Here is a 17,508-nt window from a genome sequence, read left to right as displayed (position 1 = left end):
GTAAAGTTTGAGAAGCGTGGTCCCGCATCGGGTCAGAGTTGTGCCAGGCCGCCGTCGACGGCGACTTCGCTGGCAGTCATGAAGCTGCTGTCCGACGACGCGAGAAAGGCGGCCACGGCCCCGATCTCCGCCGGATCGGCCATGCGCTGGAGCGGAGTCATCGCGCCGTAGGCCTTCTGGCCTTCCTCGCCCAGCGCCTCTCTCGCGAGTTCGGTCGCCGTCGCCCCTGGCGACAGCACGTTGACCCGGATGCCGGTGCCCTTCAGGTCTTCCGCCCAGGTCCGCGCGAGGTTGCGCACTGCCGCCTTGCTCGCGCTGTAGGCGGTGAACCCCGGAGCGCCCGTGGTGCCGGCGCTCGATCCGGTCAGGATGATCGAGCCGCCCTGGCCCATCAGCGGCAACGCCTTCTGGACCGTGAAGATCGTACCCTTCACATTGGTGTCGAAGGTTTCGTCAATGTGCTCGGCGGTGATCTGGCCGAGCGGAAGCGGGCCGCCGGCCCCGGCATTGGCGAAGACGATGTCGAGGCTTCCGCGCTCGGCCTTCACCGCCGCGTAGAGCCGGTCGAGGTCGGCCTCATTCGAGACCGAGCCCTTCACCGCGCGGGCACTGGGCCCGAGGTCGGCCACGGCGGCATCGAGCGCTTCCTGCCGGCGGCCGAAGATGAAGACGAAGGCGCCCTCCTCGATGAATCGCTTTGCCGCGGCGCGACCGATGCCGGTGGCGCCGCCGGTGATGACGGCGGTCTTTCCATTCAGTCTGTTCATGTCATGTATCCTTTGTTTCGCCGTCTCGTGTCTTGGCTGTACGGGGAAGTCCCGCGAGAGCCTCAAGATGGGTTCGCCGAAGTCGGGCGGTGAGTGCGCAATCGCGCACATCGGTGGTGCGAAAACGATCCAGCTGGATGATTGAACGCCGCGACGACCGCGCGAACCACGGCTGAGCGTGTTAGAATGGGCTTTGCAAACCGCACTGCGCGGCGCAGGAATGCACCATGATCGACTGGGATGACGTTCGCTACTTTCTTGCCGCCGCGCGCGGAGGCTCGGTGCGGGCTGCCGCCGCGCACCTCGGAGTGAATCATTCAACCGTGCTGCGACGCATCGCCCAGCTCGAGGAACGTCTCGGGGCGCAGATGTTCGAAAAGCTGCCTTCGGGCTACCGCCTGACGGCTGCGGGCGAGGAGGTCCTCGAACTCGCGGAGCGGATGGAAGCGTCGTCGCACCAGCTGGAGACGCGCGTCTTCGGTCGCGACCAGAGCGCGCGCGGGCTTTTGCGGGTGACGCTTCCACCGTTTCTCGCCACACACCTGCTCATGCCAGATCTCGCCGACTTCGCGCGTAGGCATCGCGACATCGAGATGGAAATCTTGACCACTGGCGAGGTGGCGAATCTGACCAACCGAGAGGCCGACGTCGCGATCCGCATTGTCGCCGACCGCAAGACCCTGCCGCTCAATCTTCACGGACTGAAGGGGCCGGAGTTGTTCAGCGGCGTCTACATGTCTCGCGATCGACTAGCCGCGTTGCGTGCGGGCACGCCTGATCCCATCCGGTGGATCGTCATAGACAATCATGGAATTCCGGACTGGGCGCGCGAGGGAGAATTTCACACCGCGGGAGCTCCGTTCAGGACGCCGGATGCCGAGACGCAGATCATCGCGGCGCAGCAAGGAATCGGGATGACGAAACTGCCGTGCTTCGTCGGAGATACCGACCCCCTGCTGGTCAGGGTGCCGGGCATCAACCCGCCCATGCATGGGACACTCTGGCTTCTCACGCAGGGCGAGACACGCAAGACGAAGCGCGTGCGGCTCTTCACCGACTTCGTATCCCGCAGGCTCGCCGCGTACGCGCCGCTTCTCGCGGGCCTGTCCGTATCGCGCGAGGCGACGGTGCAGCCGTTGCCAGCCAGATGACCGAATGGCGGCTTTTAGCAGCAAAGAAACCTTGGCACGAATGACCGAATGGAGGCGCATTGCCGCCATTCGAAGCCCAGACAACCTGAGCCGATCAAGGACGATTGGCCGAAATCAGTGCGCCACGCCATCCGACGCGTGCAGCAGCCTCCAGGCCGAGCCTACGTGCCCATGGAACTGCGACGCAAACCTCTCAGCGGCGACATCCTCCAGGCCGTCATCGACCAGCGCCTCGATGCTTCGCCGCATCAGGGCGAGTTGCATCTGCCTTGCGTGTTCCTGGTCCGCCTCCCGCATGATTTCCGTCACGTGGTAGGCGACGACGGGTTGGCCGAGGCATGAGAGCAGCGCGTTGGCCTCGGCTGTTACAGCGGTCACTGCGTCTTCGATCTTCATTCTGGCGATCCTCATCAAGAATGATGCTGACGCCTCCCCGCAAAGGCGACGGTGGTCCGTCGCTTCTTCTTTGATTTCAGCCTGCTGCGCCACGGAAAGCGGCGCGCCAGGCTTGCAATTACTGTCTTCTCCGGCCCCTCGAGCTGCCTCGTTTGGCCTGGAAATAGTATCCGTCAAATTTGATTCAAAGGCGAACGGATAGTTAATCGATGGTTAATGGCAGCACTGGCCACGCCTCCCCGATCAGGATATTTCGCCTCGGCGTCTTCTGCCGCGCAATAGCCGCAAAGCTGCCCGATGGCTGCCTGGCCTGTTGATCCGCCACGAAGAAAGGTTCTGTCATGCGGTTGGTCTGGACGGTCATGTTTGCCCTGGCGAGCAGCGCTGCCTTCGCCGCCTCGCCCGAGGATGATTATATCGCCGCGCGCGACAAGGCGATTGCCGACATCGCGGCGATGGAGAGCACGAACACACCCGTGGAGACGCTCGATGCGGCCAATGAAAAGGCCCGCGCCGATCTCGAAAAACGGCTTTCCGCCCTGCTCGGCCCTTTCACGGTCAAGGATTTTCCGGCGGCCGGCACGATCAACATCGAAAGCCTGAGTTCCTCCGATGTCGGCTTCGGCATGCTGGACGGGCTGCGCCACGGCACCGAGGACGGCCCCAGCATCGTGGCCTCGACACGCGGGCTGGTCGAGCGCTGGCTGCAGTCGCGCGCCGCCGAGACGGACGCCGATCTTAAACTGCCCACAAGCTTCGACGCGGCGCTGAAGCTCGATGCCTTCTACACCCAGGCCATCGGCAGCGACGCCGCCTTCACCAGCACGCTCGACTTCGCGCTGAAGAAGCCTGACGGCGCCGACATGGCGATCGCCCGCCTCGGCGGCTGGGCACAGGATATCGGACCGAACTCCGACCAGGAGGTCGTCGTCACGGTCGTCAAGGGCAACAGCGTCCTGATCGCCGAAGCGCCTGCGACTCCGCCAGTCCCCAAGATCGCGGCCTGCGACGCCGCGTGGACCGCCGCCGACGCTGCCGCCCAGAAACTCGCCAAGCAGGCCACCGACGACAGCGACGAAAACACATCCGACGCCGCCAACGCCGCCTGGACGAAAGGCGACAACGACTTCCGCGCCTGCATGGGCAAGAGCCTGCCGGACACCCCGGCCTACCCCGCCCTTCTCGCCCAGGCGCAGGCGCTGGCCGATCACATGGCGGCGAATTAGGCGCGCAAGAGAGTGGCGCGGCGCCGACGCTTCCGATCTCCCCACCTGTGGGGGAGATGGCCGGCAGGCCAGAGGGGGGCGCTGGCCCGCCGACGTCTGATAGCGTTGGATTACCCGTAACCTTGAGAAGAACGCGCCTCGCTGGGCCAATCGGCAAGGCCGAGTTCCTTCACGCCCCCCTCTGCCCTGCCGGGCATCTCCCCCACGAGGGGGGGGAGATTGGCAGTTTCGCCGCCGGCGCCCTCTTGTTACCCCGGCATCCCACCACCATATCGTCGGCGCGCGGCACACTGAACGCAGTTGCCAGCACCGCAAAAAATGGTTGAAAGGAAAGTCCCGAACGCGCCCGGCGCGGCGGGCCGATGAACAGCGTGGGAAAATCTGCATGACGATGGATACGAAAGCGACGGAAACCAGGGCATTCGAGGCGGATGTTTCGCGGCTGCTGCACATGATGGTGCACTCGGTCTATTCCGATAAGGACGTATTCCTGCGCGAACTGATTTCCAACGCCGCCGACGCTTGCGAGAAGCTGCGCTTCGAGGCCATCAGCCGCCCCGAATTGCTGGGCGACGACCCCAAGCCGCGCATCTCGATTTCGGCTGACGCCGACAACAGAGAGATCACCGTCGAGGACAATGGCATCGGCATGAGCCGCGACGACATGGCCGAAGCCCTGGGCACGATCGCCCGCTCGGGCACACGCGCCTTCATCGAGCGCGTCGGCGCGGACACGGAGGACACGCAGCTCATCGGCCAGTTCGGCGTCGGCTTCTACTCCGCCTTCATGGTCGCCGACCGCGTCGACGTCATCAGCCGCCTGGCCGGAAGCGAGGAGGCCTGGCGCTGGTCCTCCGACGGCAAGGGCTCCTACGAGATCGCCCCCGCCCCGCTGGAAGCCGCGCCGAAGCGCGGCACCCGCGTCGTGCTGCACCTGATGGATGACGCCGTCTCCTACACCGGTTCGTACCGGCTGGAGCAGCTGGCCAAGTCGCAGTCCGGTCATGTGCCGGTACCGATCACGCTGGTGGAAAAGCCCGGCGCCGAGGCGCGCGACATCGCCGATGGCACCGCACTCTGGGTGCGGCCGAAGAGCGAGATCAAGCCCGAGGAATACACCGACTTCTACCGCCGCGTCGCCGGCCAGTATGACGAGCCGGCCGCCACCATCCATTTCCGCGCCGAGGGCCGGCAGGAATACTCCGTGCTCGCCTTCGTGCCCGGATCGCGGCCGTTCGATCTGTTCGACCAGGACCGCAAGGGCCGCATGAAGCTTTATGTGCGCCGCGTCTTCATCACCGACGATGCCGATCTTCTGCCGCGCTATCTGCGCTTCGTGCGCGGGCTGGTCGATTCCGCCGACCTGCCGCTCAACGTCTCGCGCGAAATGATCCAGGAAAGCCCGCTGCTGGCCTCGATCCGCAAGGGCCTGACCAACCGCGTGCTCGGCGACCTCGCCAAGCTGGCGGAGAACGAGGCCGAGGCCTATGCCAGGATCTGGGAGAACTTCGGCGTTGTGCTGAAGGAAGGGCTCTATGAGGATTACGAGCGGCGCGAGCAATTGCTGAAGCTCGCCCGCTTCCACTCGACCGCCTCCGGCGAAGGCTGGCGCGGCCTTGCCGACTATGTCGCGGCGATGAAGGAGGGCCAGAAAGCGATCTTCTTCATGGCCGGCGACGACCGCGCCCGGCTCGAAGCCTCGCCGCAGCTCGAAGGCTTCAAGGCGCGCGGCATCGAGGTGCTGCTCTTGACCGACCCGGTCGACAGTTTCTGGGTGACGATGGCGCCGGACTTCGACGGCAAGCCGTTCAAGTCGGTAACGCAAGGCGTGGCCGAACTGTCCGACATCTCGCTGCTCGACGAAGCGAAGAAGCCGGACGCGGCGGCAACGCCTGAGGTCGACGGCTTCCTGGCTTTCATCAAATCAACGCTTGGCGATGCCGTCTCGGATGTGAAGGCCTCCGACCGCCTGACCGAGAGCGCCGTCTGCCTGGTCGCCCCGGAACATGGACCCGACCGGCAGTTCGAGCGGCTGATGAACGCCGCCGGCCGTCTCGACAAGGCGGCCAAGCCCATCCTCGAAATCAACCCGCGCCACGCGCGCGTGCTGGCGCTCGCCGGCCTCGGCGACGAGGACCAGGCGTTCAAGGACGACGCGGCTCATCTTCTCTACGACGAGGCGCGTGTGCTCGACGGCGACAAGCCGGCCGACGCCCGGGCATTCTCGCAGCGCCTGGCGCGGCTGATCGCACGCGGCATCGCGAAGGGCTGAGCGTAGGCCGATTCTGGTAAAATAGACGCCGACTTGCCAGGAAAAGATATGCGAGGGGGAATGTCATGGCAGCAGGCCCCGGCAAAACGCAGTGAGCGTCTTCGAGCCATCGCCCCAGACGCTCCGGTAACGTTTTGCCTCCCGCGAGTGCTAAAAAGCCTGGGTGCCGTCAAGCACCCAGGCCATTCTCGGATGATGCCGGTCTCAGTTCTTGCCGACGCTGGCGGCGGCCTGTTCGATGAGCTTGGCGACCGCAGCCGGATCGGAAACGTAGACAGCGTGGCTGCCGGGCACTTCGACCGTCGTCGCGCCAGCCCGGCTCGCCATCTGGCGCTGTGCCGGCGGCGGTATCATATGATCGTCGGTGGCGACGAGATACCAGCTCGGCTTCACCCTCCAGGCCGGCTTGGTGACCTTGCCTTCGAGTGCGGCCACGCCCCACGGCACCTGCGAGTCCGCCATGAAGGAGGCGAGCGAGGGGCGCACATCTGCGGCGAACGAGGCGGCGAACTTGGCCTTGTCGAGCATCAGGAAGCTGTCGACGGGCGGAAGGATCGGCGGTACCGAAGCGCCGGGAGGCGGGTTGGCGATCAGGGTCGAGACCGACTCGCCGGCATCCGCCGCGAAGGCAGCGATATAGACGACACCAGCCACCTTGGGATCGGTGCCGGCTTCCGACACCACGACGCCACCATAGGAATGGCCGACCAGGATGACATTGCCCGGAGCGGCTGCGATGGCGCGCCTGGTGACAGCAACATCGTCGGCGAGAGAGGTGGTCGGGTTCTGGACGATGGTGACGTCGTAGCCATCCTTCTTGAGCTGGTGGTAGACCCCTTCCCAGCCGGAGCCATCGACGAAGCCGCCATGAACGAGGACGACGGAATTTGCTGCGTTCTTGGACATTTGAGTTCTCCTTTTCAAAGTGTTGTTTGCGTTGGTTGCAGGAGGACTATGCGGCGCAGCCGCAGCGCTCGCTTTGAGGCGGCCTTCAGGACCTCTTGATTTTCCCTTGAGATGGCTTTGATTTTGCGGCCACCACGCGGCTACAGTGTCCAGAATCGCTATTAGCCGGGTTCCGGAGCCAGCAATTTGCCGTATTTTTTCGAGGATTTCGCCCTGGACGGCGACCGGCGCGAATTGCGCCGTGGCAACAACCTGGTCGCCGTCGAGCCACAAGTGTTCGACTTGCTTCAATATCTCATTCGCAATCGCGAGCGGGTGGTGAGCAAGGACGATCTGGTCGATGCGGTCTGGCAGGGACGCATCGTCTCGGACGCCACGCTGGCCAGCCGCGTCAACGCCGCGCGCAGCGCCCTTCAGGACAATGGCGAGCAACAGCGCCTCGTCCGCACCTTTCCACGCAGGGGCTTTCGGTTCGTCGGCAGCGTGCGCGAGGAGGCCGGTGCCGAGGCGACAGCACCGGTCGAGCCGGCGAAGCCTGGCCTTGGCATCCCCGCCCGTCCTTCCATTGCGGTGCTGCCTTTCGTGAACCTGAGCGGCGATCCGGATCAGGACTATTTCGCCGATGGCATGGTCGAGGACATCATCACCGGCCTGTCTCGGATCCGCTGGCTGTTCGTTATCGCGCGGAACTCCTCCTTCACCTACAAGGGCCGGGCGGTGGATATGAAGCGGGTCGGACAAGAGCTTGGCGTGCGCTATGTTCTGGAAGGCAGCGTGCGCAAGGTGGGAAGCCGCGTGCGCATCACCGGCCAGTTGATCGACACCGAGGAAGGCGGCCATCTCTGGGCCGAACGCTACGACCGCGAGCTGACCGACGTGTTCGCGCTGCAGGACGAGATCACCATCAGCGTGGTCGCGGCCATCGAGCCCAATCTGCGCCGGGCCGAGATCGAGCGCGTCAAGCGCCAGCGACCCGACAGTCTCGATGCCTACGATCTTTTCCTGCGCGCGCTGCCCGACGTCTACACCTTCATGCCGCAAGGTGCCGCCAAGGGCCTGCCGCTGCTCGACCAAGCGCTGGCCATTGAGCCGAGCTATGCTCTCGTCCACGGTTTTGCCGCTTGGGCGCATCAAACCCTTTTCATTCGTGGGGGCATGCAGGCGGAGCATAGCGGGAAGGCGTCCCGCCATGCCCATGCGGCGATCGAGCACGGCTCGGGCGACGCCATGGCGCTGGCGCTGGCCGGCTTCACCATCGGCCTGGTCGAGCATGACCGCAAACTCGCCGACGAGGCGTTTTTGCAGGCGCTTTCGCTCAGCGCATCCTGCGCCTTCGTCTATGCCTTCGGCTGCGTGCCGGTGGCCTATGGCGGCGATGCGACACGCGCCATCGACTGGGGCGAGCAGGCGTTGCGGCTGAACCCGCTGGACGCCATGAACTGCGTGCCGCAAGGCATGATCGGCTTCGCCAACTTTCTCGCCGGCAGGCACGAACAGGCCATTGCTGCCGGACGGCGGGCAGTGGAGATGAACCCCGGCTTCAGCATCCTGCACGGATGGCTGGCCGCACCCCTTGCCAGGCTGGGACGGCTCGAGGAAGCAAAGGCTGCGGGATCACGGTTGATGACGCTCGACCCGCATTTCACCATTGGCCGCTGGTCCGCCGCCGTCGGGCTTGCGCCTGCCATCATCGATGACGTCACCGAGGCCATGCGGCTGGCCGGCCTGCCGGCATAGAAGCCGCCGGTAAAATTCTACCAACCCGACCGAACGGCCATGCCGGAGCCGCTGCGATGCCGTCGACATCCATCGCAGCCGGCGACGCGCCCGATGTCCGCTGGCTCAATCGCCTGTTGTAGACATCGGGCCTCCAATCACCCAATCTTGGCCCGGGAACAAAACAGGCGCTTCAAAGAAAGCGCACCGGGTGCTCATGAAACGACGATGGACATTGTATGATCCACGGCTGGCATGGCTGCTGGTCGCGCCGGTGCTCCTGCTGCTGATCTTCTTCCTGGTGTTGCCGATCGCCGTGATGGGCGCCTACACCTTCTTCACCTTTGTCACCGCCGGCGTGGAAACCAGCGCGCTGACGACGGCGAACTGGCACGAATTCCTGACCGACAGCTATTATGCCGGCTTCCTTTTGAAGACGCTGCGGGTCGGCGCCATCACCGCGCTGCTTTGCGGGGTGCTCGGTTATTTCCCGGCCTATTTCATCTGGGCGACGACCTTCAAGCACAAATGGCTGCTGCTTCTCCTGCTCATCGTGCCGTTCTGGATCAGTTTCACCATCCGCACCTTTTCCTGGATCAACATCCTTGGCGAACAGGGCGTCATCAATGTCGCGCTGCTGAAGATGGGCATCATCAGCGAGCCGCTGCCGATGCTCTACAATGAGGGCGCGGTCATCCTGGGCATGCTGCACTTCCTGCTGCCCTACATGATCCTCAACGTCTATGTCAGCCTCGAGGGCATCGACCGCACCCTGATCTCGGCGGCGCGCTCGATGGGCTGCACCAGCGCGCAGGCGTTCCGCGAGGTCACGCTTCCACTTTCGCTGCCCGGCCTGGCGGCAGGCCTGCTGCTCTGCTTCGTGCTGGCCGCCGGCAGCTATGTGACGCCGCAGCTGCTCGGTTCCGGCCGCGACGCGCTGTTCGGCAATCTGATCTACGACACCATCATGGGCGAGCTGAACTGGCCGATGGGCGCCACGCTTTCGATCGTGCTGTTCCTCGTGCTCGGCTCCTTCGCCGCCATCTACACACGCTTCATGGGCATGTCGCAGATCGTCAAGGGATTGGGCGGATGAAGGCGCGGCGCAAAGAGGAAGGCAGATGGGCGTGGCGGCTGACCGGCTTCGTCACGGTCTGCGTCTACATCTTCATGTTCGCGCCGATCGTGACGACAGTGATCCTGTCGTTCAACGCCTCGATGTTCGGCGGCTTCCCGATGACCGGCTTCAGCCTGCAATGGTACGGCAAGCTGATGGCCAACGAACCGGTGCTGGCCGCCTTCCGCACGTCGCTGTGGATCGCGCTGGTCACCGCCGCCGTCACCACGGCCATAGGCGTCGTCACGTCGTTTGCGCTGGTGCGCTTCGAATTTCGCGGCAAGCAGGCGCTGAGCACTCTGGTGATCCTGCCGGCGCTGGTGCCCGAGACCATCCTCGGCGTCGGCCTGCTGGTGCTGATCAAGGCGGTCGACCAGCCGCGCACCATGCTTCTCCTGGTGCTCGGCCACATCCTGCTCGCCGTGCCCTATGTGGTGCTGATCACCCAGGCGCGCATGGTCGGCATCCGCCGCGTCTACGAGGAGGCGGCGCTCTCGCTCGGCGCCTCGCGCTTTTCATCCTTCCGCGAGATCACGCTGCCGCTGCTCATCCCCGCCGTCATCGGCGGCGCGCTGCTCGCCTTCACCATCTCGTTCGACAACACCTCGGCCAGCCTGTTCTGGCGGCCGGCAGGCGTCGAGACCATGCCCACCCAGATCCTTTCGATGCTCAAGATCTCGATCAGCCCGGAGATCAACGCGCTCGGCACCGTGATGATCCTGGTGACCGTCGGCATCCCGCTGCTCGGCGGCCTGATCCTGCAAAGCCTGACCAGATTGAAACGACGCGACGAACCAAAGGAGGAAGCACGATGAAACTGTCCAACGGCAAGCGGCTTGAACGGCTGCACGATAGGTACCAAAACGGCGATCTCAGCCGCCGCACTTTCCTGACGCTGACCGCCGCCGCGGCCGCCGCGGCCGGTCTCGACATGCCCTGGATGCGGCAGGCGCTCGCCGCGGTCGAGGAGGTTCGCTTCGATGGCTGGGGCGGCACGGTGCAGGACGCGATCGACAAATACGCCTTCAAGCCCTACACGGCCAAGACCAAGATCAAGGTGGTCCAGGGCACGTTCGGCGACGAGGACGAGATCATCACCAAGATCAAGACCGCCAAGCCCGGCGACTACCAGGTCATCCATTCCTCCGGGGTCAACTACTACATCAAATACGTGAATGGCGGCCTGACCTCGGAGATCAATGAGGCCAACATCCCCAACATGGCCAATGTGCTGCAGCCGATGATCGACCCGTTCCGCAAGCTGACGCCGAAACTCTCGGCCGTGCCTTACGACTATGGCACGACCGGCATCGCCTACAACACCAAGGTGATCTCGCCCGAGGAAGCCAAGGAAAAGGGCGCGGCCCTTTTGCTCGACAAGAAATATGCCGGCAAGGTCGGCGGCTATTCCGACATGACCACGCGCGTCTGGTACGCCGCGCTCGCCACCGGACAGGATCCCAACAACCTCAAGGACATGGACGCGATCTGGGCCAAGGTGCGCGAAACGCGCGACCTCGCCAAGAAGTTCTGGAGCTCCGGCGCGGAGCTGATGGACCTGCTTTCCAAGGGCGAGATCGTGGTGACCGACGCCTGGTCGGGCCGCGTCGCCGCCTTGCAGGACCAGGGCCATCCGATCGGCTATCTCGACCCCGCCGGTTCCTATGCCTGGATGGAGGATATGCTGATCCTGAAAGGCTCGCCAATGGCCGAGTGCGAGGAGTTGATCAACTTCATGCTCGACCCGGCGACCGCCATTGCGGTGGCCGAGGGCCAGAGCTATCCGCCGTCGCTCGACCCGACAAAGGTCAAGCTCACCGAGAAGATCGAGAAGCTGCCGGCCTTCGACAAGACCGGCACGATGAAGTCGCTGACCTTCGCCGACCCGGTCTACTGGGCGACCAACGAGGATGCCTGGACCAAGCAGTGGAACAGGATCTCGAAAGGTGCCTGACAGAAACGACCTTTCGGAAGTGCCCCGGCCGGAAGCGGCCGGGGCGGCAAGGAGCGCAGCCGCTCTGGGCGGCGGCATCGGGGCCGGCCAGGCGGCGGTCGAGTTCCGCGACATCGACATCGCCTATGGCAAGTTCGTCGCCGTGCGCGATTTCTCGCTGTCCATCGCCAAGGGCAGCTTCGTCACCTTGCTCGGCCCTTCGGGCTGCGGCAAGACGACGATCCTGCGCTCCATCGCCGGCCTCGTCGACATTTCGGGCGGCCAGATCATGATCGACGGGCGACGGGTCGACGACGTGCCGATCTACAAGCGCAACATCGGACTGGTCTTCCAGAGCTATGCGCTGTTTCCGCACAAGAACGTCTTCGACAATGTCGCCTTCGGCCTGAAGTACCGCAACGTGCCGAAGCCCGAGATCGCCCGCAAGGTCGGCCGGGCGCTCGAGATGGTGCGGCTGCCGGGCAGCGAGAAGAAGCTGCCGTCGCAGCTGTCGGGCGGGCAGCAGCAGCGCATCGCGCTCGCCCGCGCCATCGTCTTCGAGCCGCAGGTGCTGCTGCTCGACGAGCCGCTGTCGGCGCTGGACGCCAATATGCGTGAGGAGATGCGCGTCGAGATCAAGAAGATCCAGAAGGAAACCGGCATTACCGCCATCTTCGTCACCCACGACCAGGAGGAAGCGCTCTCCATGTCGGATCGCATCGTGGTGATGAACGCCGGCGCGGTCGAGCAGATCGGAACCCCGCAGGAAGTCTATGAGACGCCCGCCACGGCCTTCGTCGCCGACTTCCTCGGCAAGGCCAACATGCTCGCCGGCACCGTGAGCCGGTCCGGCCAAGCGACGACGGTGACGCTTGCCACCGGCCAGACGGTCGAGGTGGCCTGCCCAAGGCCGCTTGCGCAGGGCAGCAAGGTCACGGTCGTGCTGCGGCCGCAGAAACTGTCGGTCGGCACGGCGGCAAGCATCAACAGGCTGTCCGGCCGTGTCGTCTCGGCCTCGTATCTGGGCGGCAGCGCGATCTACGAGATCGACATCGGCGGCAAGACGATCATCCGCGCCAACGCGCCGATCACCGGCCGCGTCCTTCGCGAAGGCGAGGCGATCGACATCGGATTCGATCCCGAAGGCTGCGTTCTGCTCGACGAGGATGGTCAGCGGATTTCGTGACGCGGGCTAGCTTGCCCTAGGCGCGGCTCCGTCCCGGCGACCAGCCGCTGGATGTTGGCGCGATGGCGCGCGACCACGTAGAGGCCGCCGGCAATCACCAGCAGCCGGTAGGGCAATGGTTGCTCCAGGGCACAGACGAGAGCGATTGCTGTTGACGCGGACAGCATCGAACTCAGGGATACAATTCTGGAAATTGCCAGCACGACGCAGAAGGTCGCCGCGGCACCCAAGCCGATCGGCCAGGCAAGCGCCAACAGTACGCCCAGCCCCGTCGCCGCGGATTTGCCGCCGGTGAAATTCAACCAGATCGAACGGCCATGCCCCAGCAAAACGGCAAGTCCGGCCAGGCAGATGGCCCAGGGCAGAAAGGTTTGCGGGTCAAGCGCTGTCGGTGGCGCGAGCGATGTAAGAAGCCAGGCGTAAAACCACTTTGCAAATACGATTGCCGCCACGCCTTTCAGCACATCGATCAGCAGCACCACAAAGGCGGGCCATTTTCCAAGCGTACGTAACACGTTGGTCGCGCCCGTGGATCGGGAGCCATGCTGCCAGATATATCGATGCCCCCGAGCAGTTTCCCCACCAGATAGCCCGTAGGCGTCGAACCGAGGAGATAGGCGATCGCCAATCCAGCCACGCTTGCCGTCCAGAAAACCATTGGATTTCATCCTGTTTCGGAGCAATCCCTTATAACTTTATATTCCCTCGTCATAAAAGGCAGACTTGGGTTGGCAAGCCAAGTTCTCTCGGTCTCGACGGCGTGGCCTTTGCCTTGGTACGCCCGCGCTCGCCTTTGCGCGGAAGCGAGAGTGGTTCAGGCAACGCCGAAGCGGCGCTACGCGGCCGGCTTCATTGCCCCGCCGAGACGCTCGCCAGGCGGTTGGGATGCCGCAGATGGGTCGGCGTGACGCCTGTCTGCTGGCGGAACACGCGGCTGAAATGGCCGGCATTGGTGAAGCCGCAGCGGTAGGCGATGTCACCGATCTGCAGGTCGCTGCCTTCGAGCAGCGACTTCGCATGATGCACTCTCAGCGCCAGGTATGCCGCCATCGGGCCGATACCCAGCTCCGTCCCGAAAAGCCGTTCGAGCTGGCGCCTCGAGCAGTTGAGCCGGGTTGCGATCTCGCCGACGGACAGCGTCTCCTGCAGGTTGCTCTCCATCAACAGCAAAGCGCGCTTGACCGCGCGGCTTGACGCCGCCGGGAACAGGTCGCCGACAGGCTGCACGTCCCGGCTGCTCCTGATGCGGTCGAGCACCAGGATCTTGGCGGCCTTTTCCGCCGCCTTCTGGCCGATGAACTGCGACACGAAATAGCCGGCAAGGTCGGCCGCCCCCGTGCCGCCGGCGCAGGTCGAGCGGCCCCGGTCGACGGAATACAGGCTGTCGGCATGGGCGTTGACATCGGGGAACTGGCTGCGGAAATCCTTGATGTGGAACCAGCTGACGGCGGCGGCGTAGCCGTCGAGCAGGCCGTAGCGCGCCAGTACGAAGCTTCCCGTGCAGAGCGCCGTCAGCGGCACCCCCTTTTCGGCAGCCCGCAACAGGAAGGCCTCCTTGTCGGAACTCAGGCTGCGGTTGGTGTCGAGCAGGCCGCCGACCACGACGATATTGTCGAAATCCTCCGGATTGCCGATCCCCTTGGTGGGCAGCAATTCGACGCCGCAGCTGGCCCGGATCGGCAGGCCGCGTTCGCCGACGATCTCCCAGTCGAACTCGATCCTGCGGCTGCGGTCGCCCTCATCGCCCGCCAGCCGCAGCGTGTCGATGAACAGCGACAGCGGCGACAGCGTGAAGTCGCGAACCAAAAGAAACGCAAAACGCCTTGCCATTGTACTTCCGCCGCCCGTCCGCCTGCCATAGCTGATGCCGAAACTTGACACCAGTCTGGAAGGGTAAATTTAAGCGTTTTCTACTACAGTCCATCGATGAGCTATAGTTCAGGAAAGGTGTCAGGGTCGAATTGACCATCACTGGATTCAGCCTCGGCCGCCTGAGACGGGCCGTTCTTTCTTCCGCCAACTTGCCGGCGGCGATCGCTTTTGTCGTGCTTCTGATCTGCTCCATCGTTGCCGACCAGCAGAACAGGAGGGTCTCCGACCAACTGGCGCGCGCCGACGTGCTGGCCAAGGTAAACATCATCCGCGCCAAGCTCGAAGGCAACATTAACGGCAATCTTCAGCTTGTTCAGGGTTTGGTCTCGGCCATCGATACCGAACCCTTTATGGGCCAGCAGAGATTTGCCTCGCTTGCCGGAAATCTGTTCCAGCAGAAATCGCAATTGCGCAACATTGCCGGCGCGCCTGACCTGGTGATCTCGCTGATGTACCCCATGGAAGGCAACGAGAAGGCCATCGGGCTCGATTACCGCAAGAACGAAGCGCAGCGCATGGCGGCGCTGCGGGCGCGCGACCAGCGAGTCCTGGTGTTTGCCGGCCCGGTCGACCTCGCCCAAGGCGGGCGCGGCTTCATCGGCCGCATCCCGGTCTTTGTTCCGACCGCGAACGGCGGCGACCGTTTCTGGGGCATCGTCTCGGCGGTGGTCGATGTCGACCGGCTCTACGCGGCGAGTGGGTTGACCGATCCGGATCTCGACATCGATGTCGCGCTCACAGGCAAGGATGCGCTGGGCGGCGGCGGCGAACGCTTTTTCGGCGGCGGCCAGGTCATTGCCGGAAATCCCGTATCGGCCGATGTGCAGCTGCCATCGGGTTCCTGGCAGATTTCGGCCCTCCCCAAGGGCGGCTGGCCGGAGGCTCCGAAAAACGAGTGGGCCTTGCGGTCGCTTATGTTGCTCGCCGGGGCGCTGGTGGTGCTGCCGATCATGGTGGCCGGTCGGCTGTTTGGCGAAAGGCAGAAAAACTACGCCGAGCTGAGGCGCCTGTCCGGGCGCCTGGAGCTGGCGCTGGAAGCCTCTGGCATTGGCGTTTGGGAACACGACCTCACCACCAATGAAATGGTGTGGGATGACCGCGTCAACGAGATCTACGGCAAGTCAGCCGACGGCAAGCCACGCGGCTATGATGACTGGGCGCAGGCGATCCATCCTGAAGATCTGGTACGGGCGAGACAGGACTTCGATCTCGCCGCGGCCAAACAAGGCCCCTATTCCTCACAATACCGGCTCCTACGCCCCGACGGCACCGTCCGCCATGTGCGCACGCGCGCGACCTACTTCCAGGACATTGGCGGAACGCCCAAGCTGATCGGCGCCGAATGGGACGTGACCAGCGACGTGCTGCTCAACGAAAACCTCATTCGTGAACGCCAGTTGACGGAATCGAATAACGCCGAAATCAATCTCGCCAAGGCACATATCGAGTATGCGGCGCTACACGATTCGCTGACCGGCCTGCCCAACCGCCGCTATCTCGATGAACTGCTGGCCGAAAACGGCGAACCGGACCGGCGCACAGCACTGCTGCACCTGGACCTCGACCGCTTCAAGCAGATCAACGACACGCTCGGCCACGCTGCGGGCGATGCCATGCTGGTGCATGCATCCGAGGTTATCCAGGCCAATGCGGGCCATGACGATTTCGTTGCGCGCATCGGCGGCGACGAGTTCGTCGTGGTGAGCCATGGGCTTGACGACGACGGACTGTCGGCACTTGCCCATCGCATCATCGAGGACATGCGCCAACCTGTCGATTACCGCGGTCATCCGTGCCGTTTCGGGGTCAGTATCGGCATTGCCGCCAACAACGGCGTCGACGTGAAACAGTTGCTGGTCAACGCCGATCTGGCGCTCTATCGGGCCAAAAGCCGTGGCCGCAACCGCTACGAGTTCTTCAACGAGGAGTTGCAGAGCGAGATCGTGCGGACCAAGCAGATCGCCGACGAGATCCTGGGCGGGTTGGAGCGGAACGAATTCGTCGCCTACTATCAACCGCAGTTCGACGCCAGCACGCTCGAGATCGTCGGCGTCGAGGCGTTGTCGCGCTGGAAGCACCCGCGACGCGGCATCCTGGCCCCTGACGCTTATCTCAAGGTGGCTGAAGAACTCAACGTCGTGGCGCTGATCGACCGCATCGTCCTCAAACACGCGCTGGAGAATTTCGAGCGTTGGTCGCACAGTCATCTTAACATCCCGCGCGTGTCGGTCAACGTCTCGGCCAGGCGGCTGGAGGACAGGGACCTGATTGAAGGTCTGCGCAAGCTCGCCATCAAGGCTGGAACGGTGTCGTTCGAACTGGTGGAGTCCATTTTCCTCGATGAAAACGACGACCTGGTCACGTGGAATATCGACCACATCAAGGAGCTCGGCATAGACATCGAGATCGACGATTTCGGCACCGGCCACGCCTCGATCGTCTCGCTGCTCAAATTGCGTCCGCGCCGCCTCAAGATCGACCGCCAACTGATCACACCCATCACCGGCTCAATGGCGCAACGGCATTTGGTGGCGTCGATCATCGAGATCGGCAAATCGCTCGGCATCGAAGTGGTCGCCGAGGGCGTCGAGACGATGGAGCATGCGCGCATCCTCAAGGAACTTGGCTGCGATATCCTGCAGGGCTACCTTTTTGGCCGTCCGATGGAGGCCAAGGCCTTCAAGGCCTTCGCCCTATCGCGTAAATGGCTGGCCGCGGGCTAGATTGCCCCTAACCAATGGCGTTGCCCTTGGCCGCCGCCTCACCTGTTGCAGACCAATCGCCACATCGCTATATAGCCCACGTCGGAAAAGGCAGAGTTGGTTTGGTAAGCCCAACTCCTCTCGGTAACGAGAGCTCTGGTCTTTGGCTTCGTGCACGAGATCCCCACGACGAACATCGGACGCTGACCCAGCGCCCTGTCGTTCGTCCGTGTGGTTCTTATCTCGAGGAACGCTCCGGTCGAA

Annotated in this window: 13 protein-coding genes and 1 pseudogene; 9 read left to right on the top strand and 5 right to left on the bottom strand. The window is 63.9% G+C overall.

All coding sequences use genetic code 11. The annotated features are described in order from the left end of the window. Nucleotides 1–32 precede the first annotated feature (32 nt). Entirely contained in the window at nt 33–767 is a 735-nt protein-coding gene (locus CK227_RS27570) for an SDR family oxidoreductase (protein WP_095775116.1), read from the bottom strand. Between the two features lie 227 nt (nt 768–994). On the opposite strand from CK227_RS27570, the gene CK227_RS27565 reads away from it, so the two are divergent. Then, nucleotides 995–1,918, top strand: a complete 924-nt coding sequence (locus tag CK227_RS27565; RefSeq protein WP_095775115.1) for a LysR family transcriptional regulator — start codon at nt 995–997, stop codon at nt 1,916–1,918. Nucleotides 1,919–2,032: 114 nt separating this feature from the next. Here the strand turns inward: CK227_RS27565 and CK227_RS27560 are convergent, their stop codons facing one another. Beyond that, nucleotides 2,033–2,314 carry a hypothetical protein gene (locus CK227_RS27560; protein ID WP_245318287.1) on the bottom strand — a complete coding sequence of 94 codons (282 nt, stop codon included), beginning with the start codon at nt 2,312–2,314 and terminating at the stop codon, nt 2,033–2,035. Nucleotides 2,315–2,655: 341 nt separating this feature from the next. Here CK227_RS27560 and CK227_RS27555 point away from each other — a divergent pair, with 341 nt between their 5' ends. After that, complete coding sequence (locus CK227_RS27555; RefSeq protein ID WP_095775114.1) at nt 2,656–3,540, top strand: hypothetical protein; 885 nt, start codon at nt 2,656–2,658, stop codon at nt 3,538–3,540. A gap of 385 nt (nt 3,541–3,925) precedes the next feature. Then, nucleotides 3,926–5,812, top strand: coding sequence for a molecular chaperone HtpG (htpG, locus tag CK227_RS27550; protein ID WP_095775113.1), 1,887 nt, complete (start codon nt 3,926–3,928; stop codon nt 5,810–5,812). 204 nt (nt 5,813–6,016) lie between these two features. Here htpG and CK227_RS27545 read toward each other — a convergent pair whose 3' ends face one another. Further along, a complete protein-coding gene (locus CK227_RS27545; protein ID WP_095775112.1) occupies nt 6,017–6,718 on the bottom strand; it encodes an alpha/beta hydrolase in 702 nt (233 codons plus the stop codon). Between the two features lie 186 nt (nt 6,719–6,904). Here CK227_RS27545 and CK227_RS27540 point away from each other — a divergent pair, with 186 nt between their 5' ends. The 5 genes from CK227_RS27540 (at nt 6,905) to CK227_RS27520 (ending at nt 12,670) form a co-directional block, all read left to right on the top strand. Then, entirely contained in the window at nt 6,905–8,455 is a 1,551-nt protein-coding gene (locus CK227_RS27540; RefSeq protein WP_095775111.1) for a winged helix-turn-helix domain-containing tetratricopeptide repeat protein, read from the top strand. 214 nt (nt 8,456–8,669) lie between these two features. After that, nucleotides 8,670–9,530, top strand: a complete 861-nt coding sequence (locus tag CK227_RS27535) for an ABC transporter permease (RefSeq protein ID WP_245318286.1) — start codon at nt 8,670–8,672, stop codon at nt 9,528–9,530. Further along, nucleotides 9,527–10,366: an ABC transporter permease gene (locus tag CK227_RS27530; RefSeq protein ID WP_095775109.1), complete on the top strand. Its 840-nt coding sequence runs from the start codon at nt 9,527–9,529 to the stop codon at nt 10,364–10,366. Before CK227_RS27535 ends, CK227_RS27530 begins: the two co-directional genes overlap by 4 nt. Next, nucleotides 10,363–11,505, top strand: coding sequence for an ABC transporter substrate-binding protein (locus CK227_RS27525; protein ID WP_095775108.1), 1,143 nt, complete (start codon nt 10,363–10,365; stop codon nt 11,503–11,505). Before CK227_RS27530 ends, CK227_RS27525 begins: the two co-directional genes overlap by 4 nt. Beyond that, on the top strand, nt 11,498–12,670 hold the full coding sequence (locus CK227_RS27520) for an ABC transporter ATP-binding protein (RefSeq protein WP_095775107.1): 1,173 nt from the start codon (nt 11,498–11,500) through the stop codon (nt 12,668–12,670). Before CK227_RS27525 ends, CK227_RS27520 begins: the two co-directional genes overlap by 8 nt. On the opposite strand, the pseudogene plsY reads toward CK227_RS27520, so the two are convergent. Together plsY and CK227_RS27510 are read right to left on the bottom strand one after the other, a co-directional pair. Continuing rightward, nucleotides 12,655–13,328, bottom strand: a pseudogene (gene plsY, locus CK227_RS27515) (glycerol-3-phosphate 1-O-acyltransferase PlsY). The gene CK227_RS27520 and the pseudogene plsY overlap by 16 nt on opposite strands. 191 nt (nt 13,329–13,519) lie before the next feature. After that, nucleotides 13,520–14,500: a GlxA family transcriptional regulator gene (locus tag CK227_RS27510; protein WP_095775106.1), complete on the bottom strand. Its 981-nt coding sequence runs from the start codon at nt 14,498–14,500 to the stop codon at nt 13,520–13,522. A gap of 161 nt (nt 14,501–14,661) precedes the next feature. Here CK227_RS27510 and CK227_RS27505 point away from each other — a divergent pair, with 161 nt between their 5' ends. Beyond that, nucleotides 14,662–17,265 (top strand): EAL domain-containing protein, encoded by a 2,604-nt coding sequence (locus CK227_RS27505; RefSeq protein ID WP_179296536.1) that lies wholly within the window; start codon nt 14,662–14,664, stop codon nt 17,263–17,265. Nucleotides 17,266–17,508 lie beyond the last annotated feature (243 nt).

Origin of the sequence: Mesorhizobium sp. WSM4308, from assembly GCF_002294905.1 — a bacterium.
Taxonomy (GTDB): Bacteria; Pseudomonadota; Alphaproteobacteria; order Rhizobiales; family Rhizobiaceae; genus Mesorhizobium.
The sequence above is the reverse complement of the archived record's forward strand: the minus strand, read 5'-3'. Positions and strand labels throughout refer to the sequence as shown.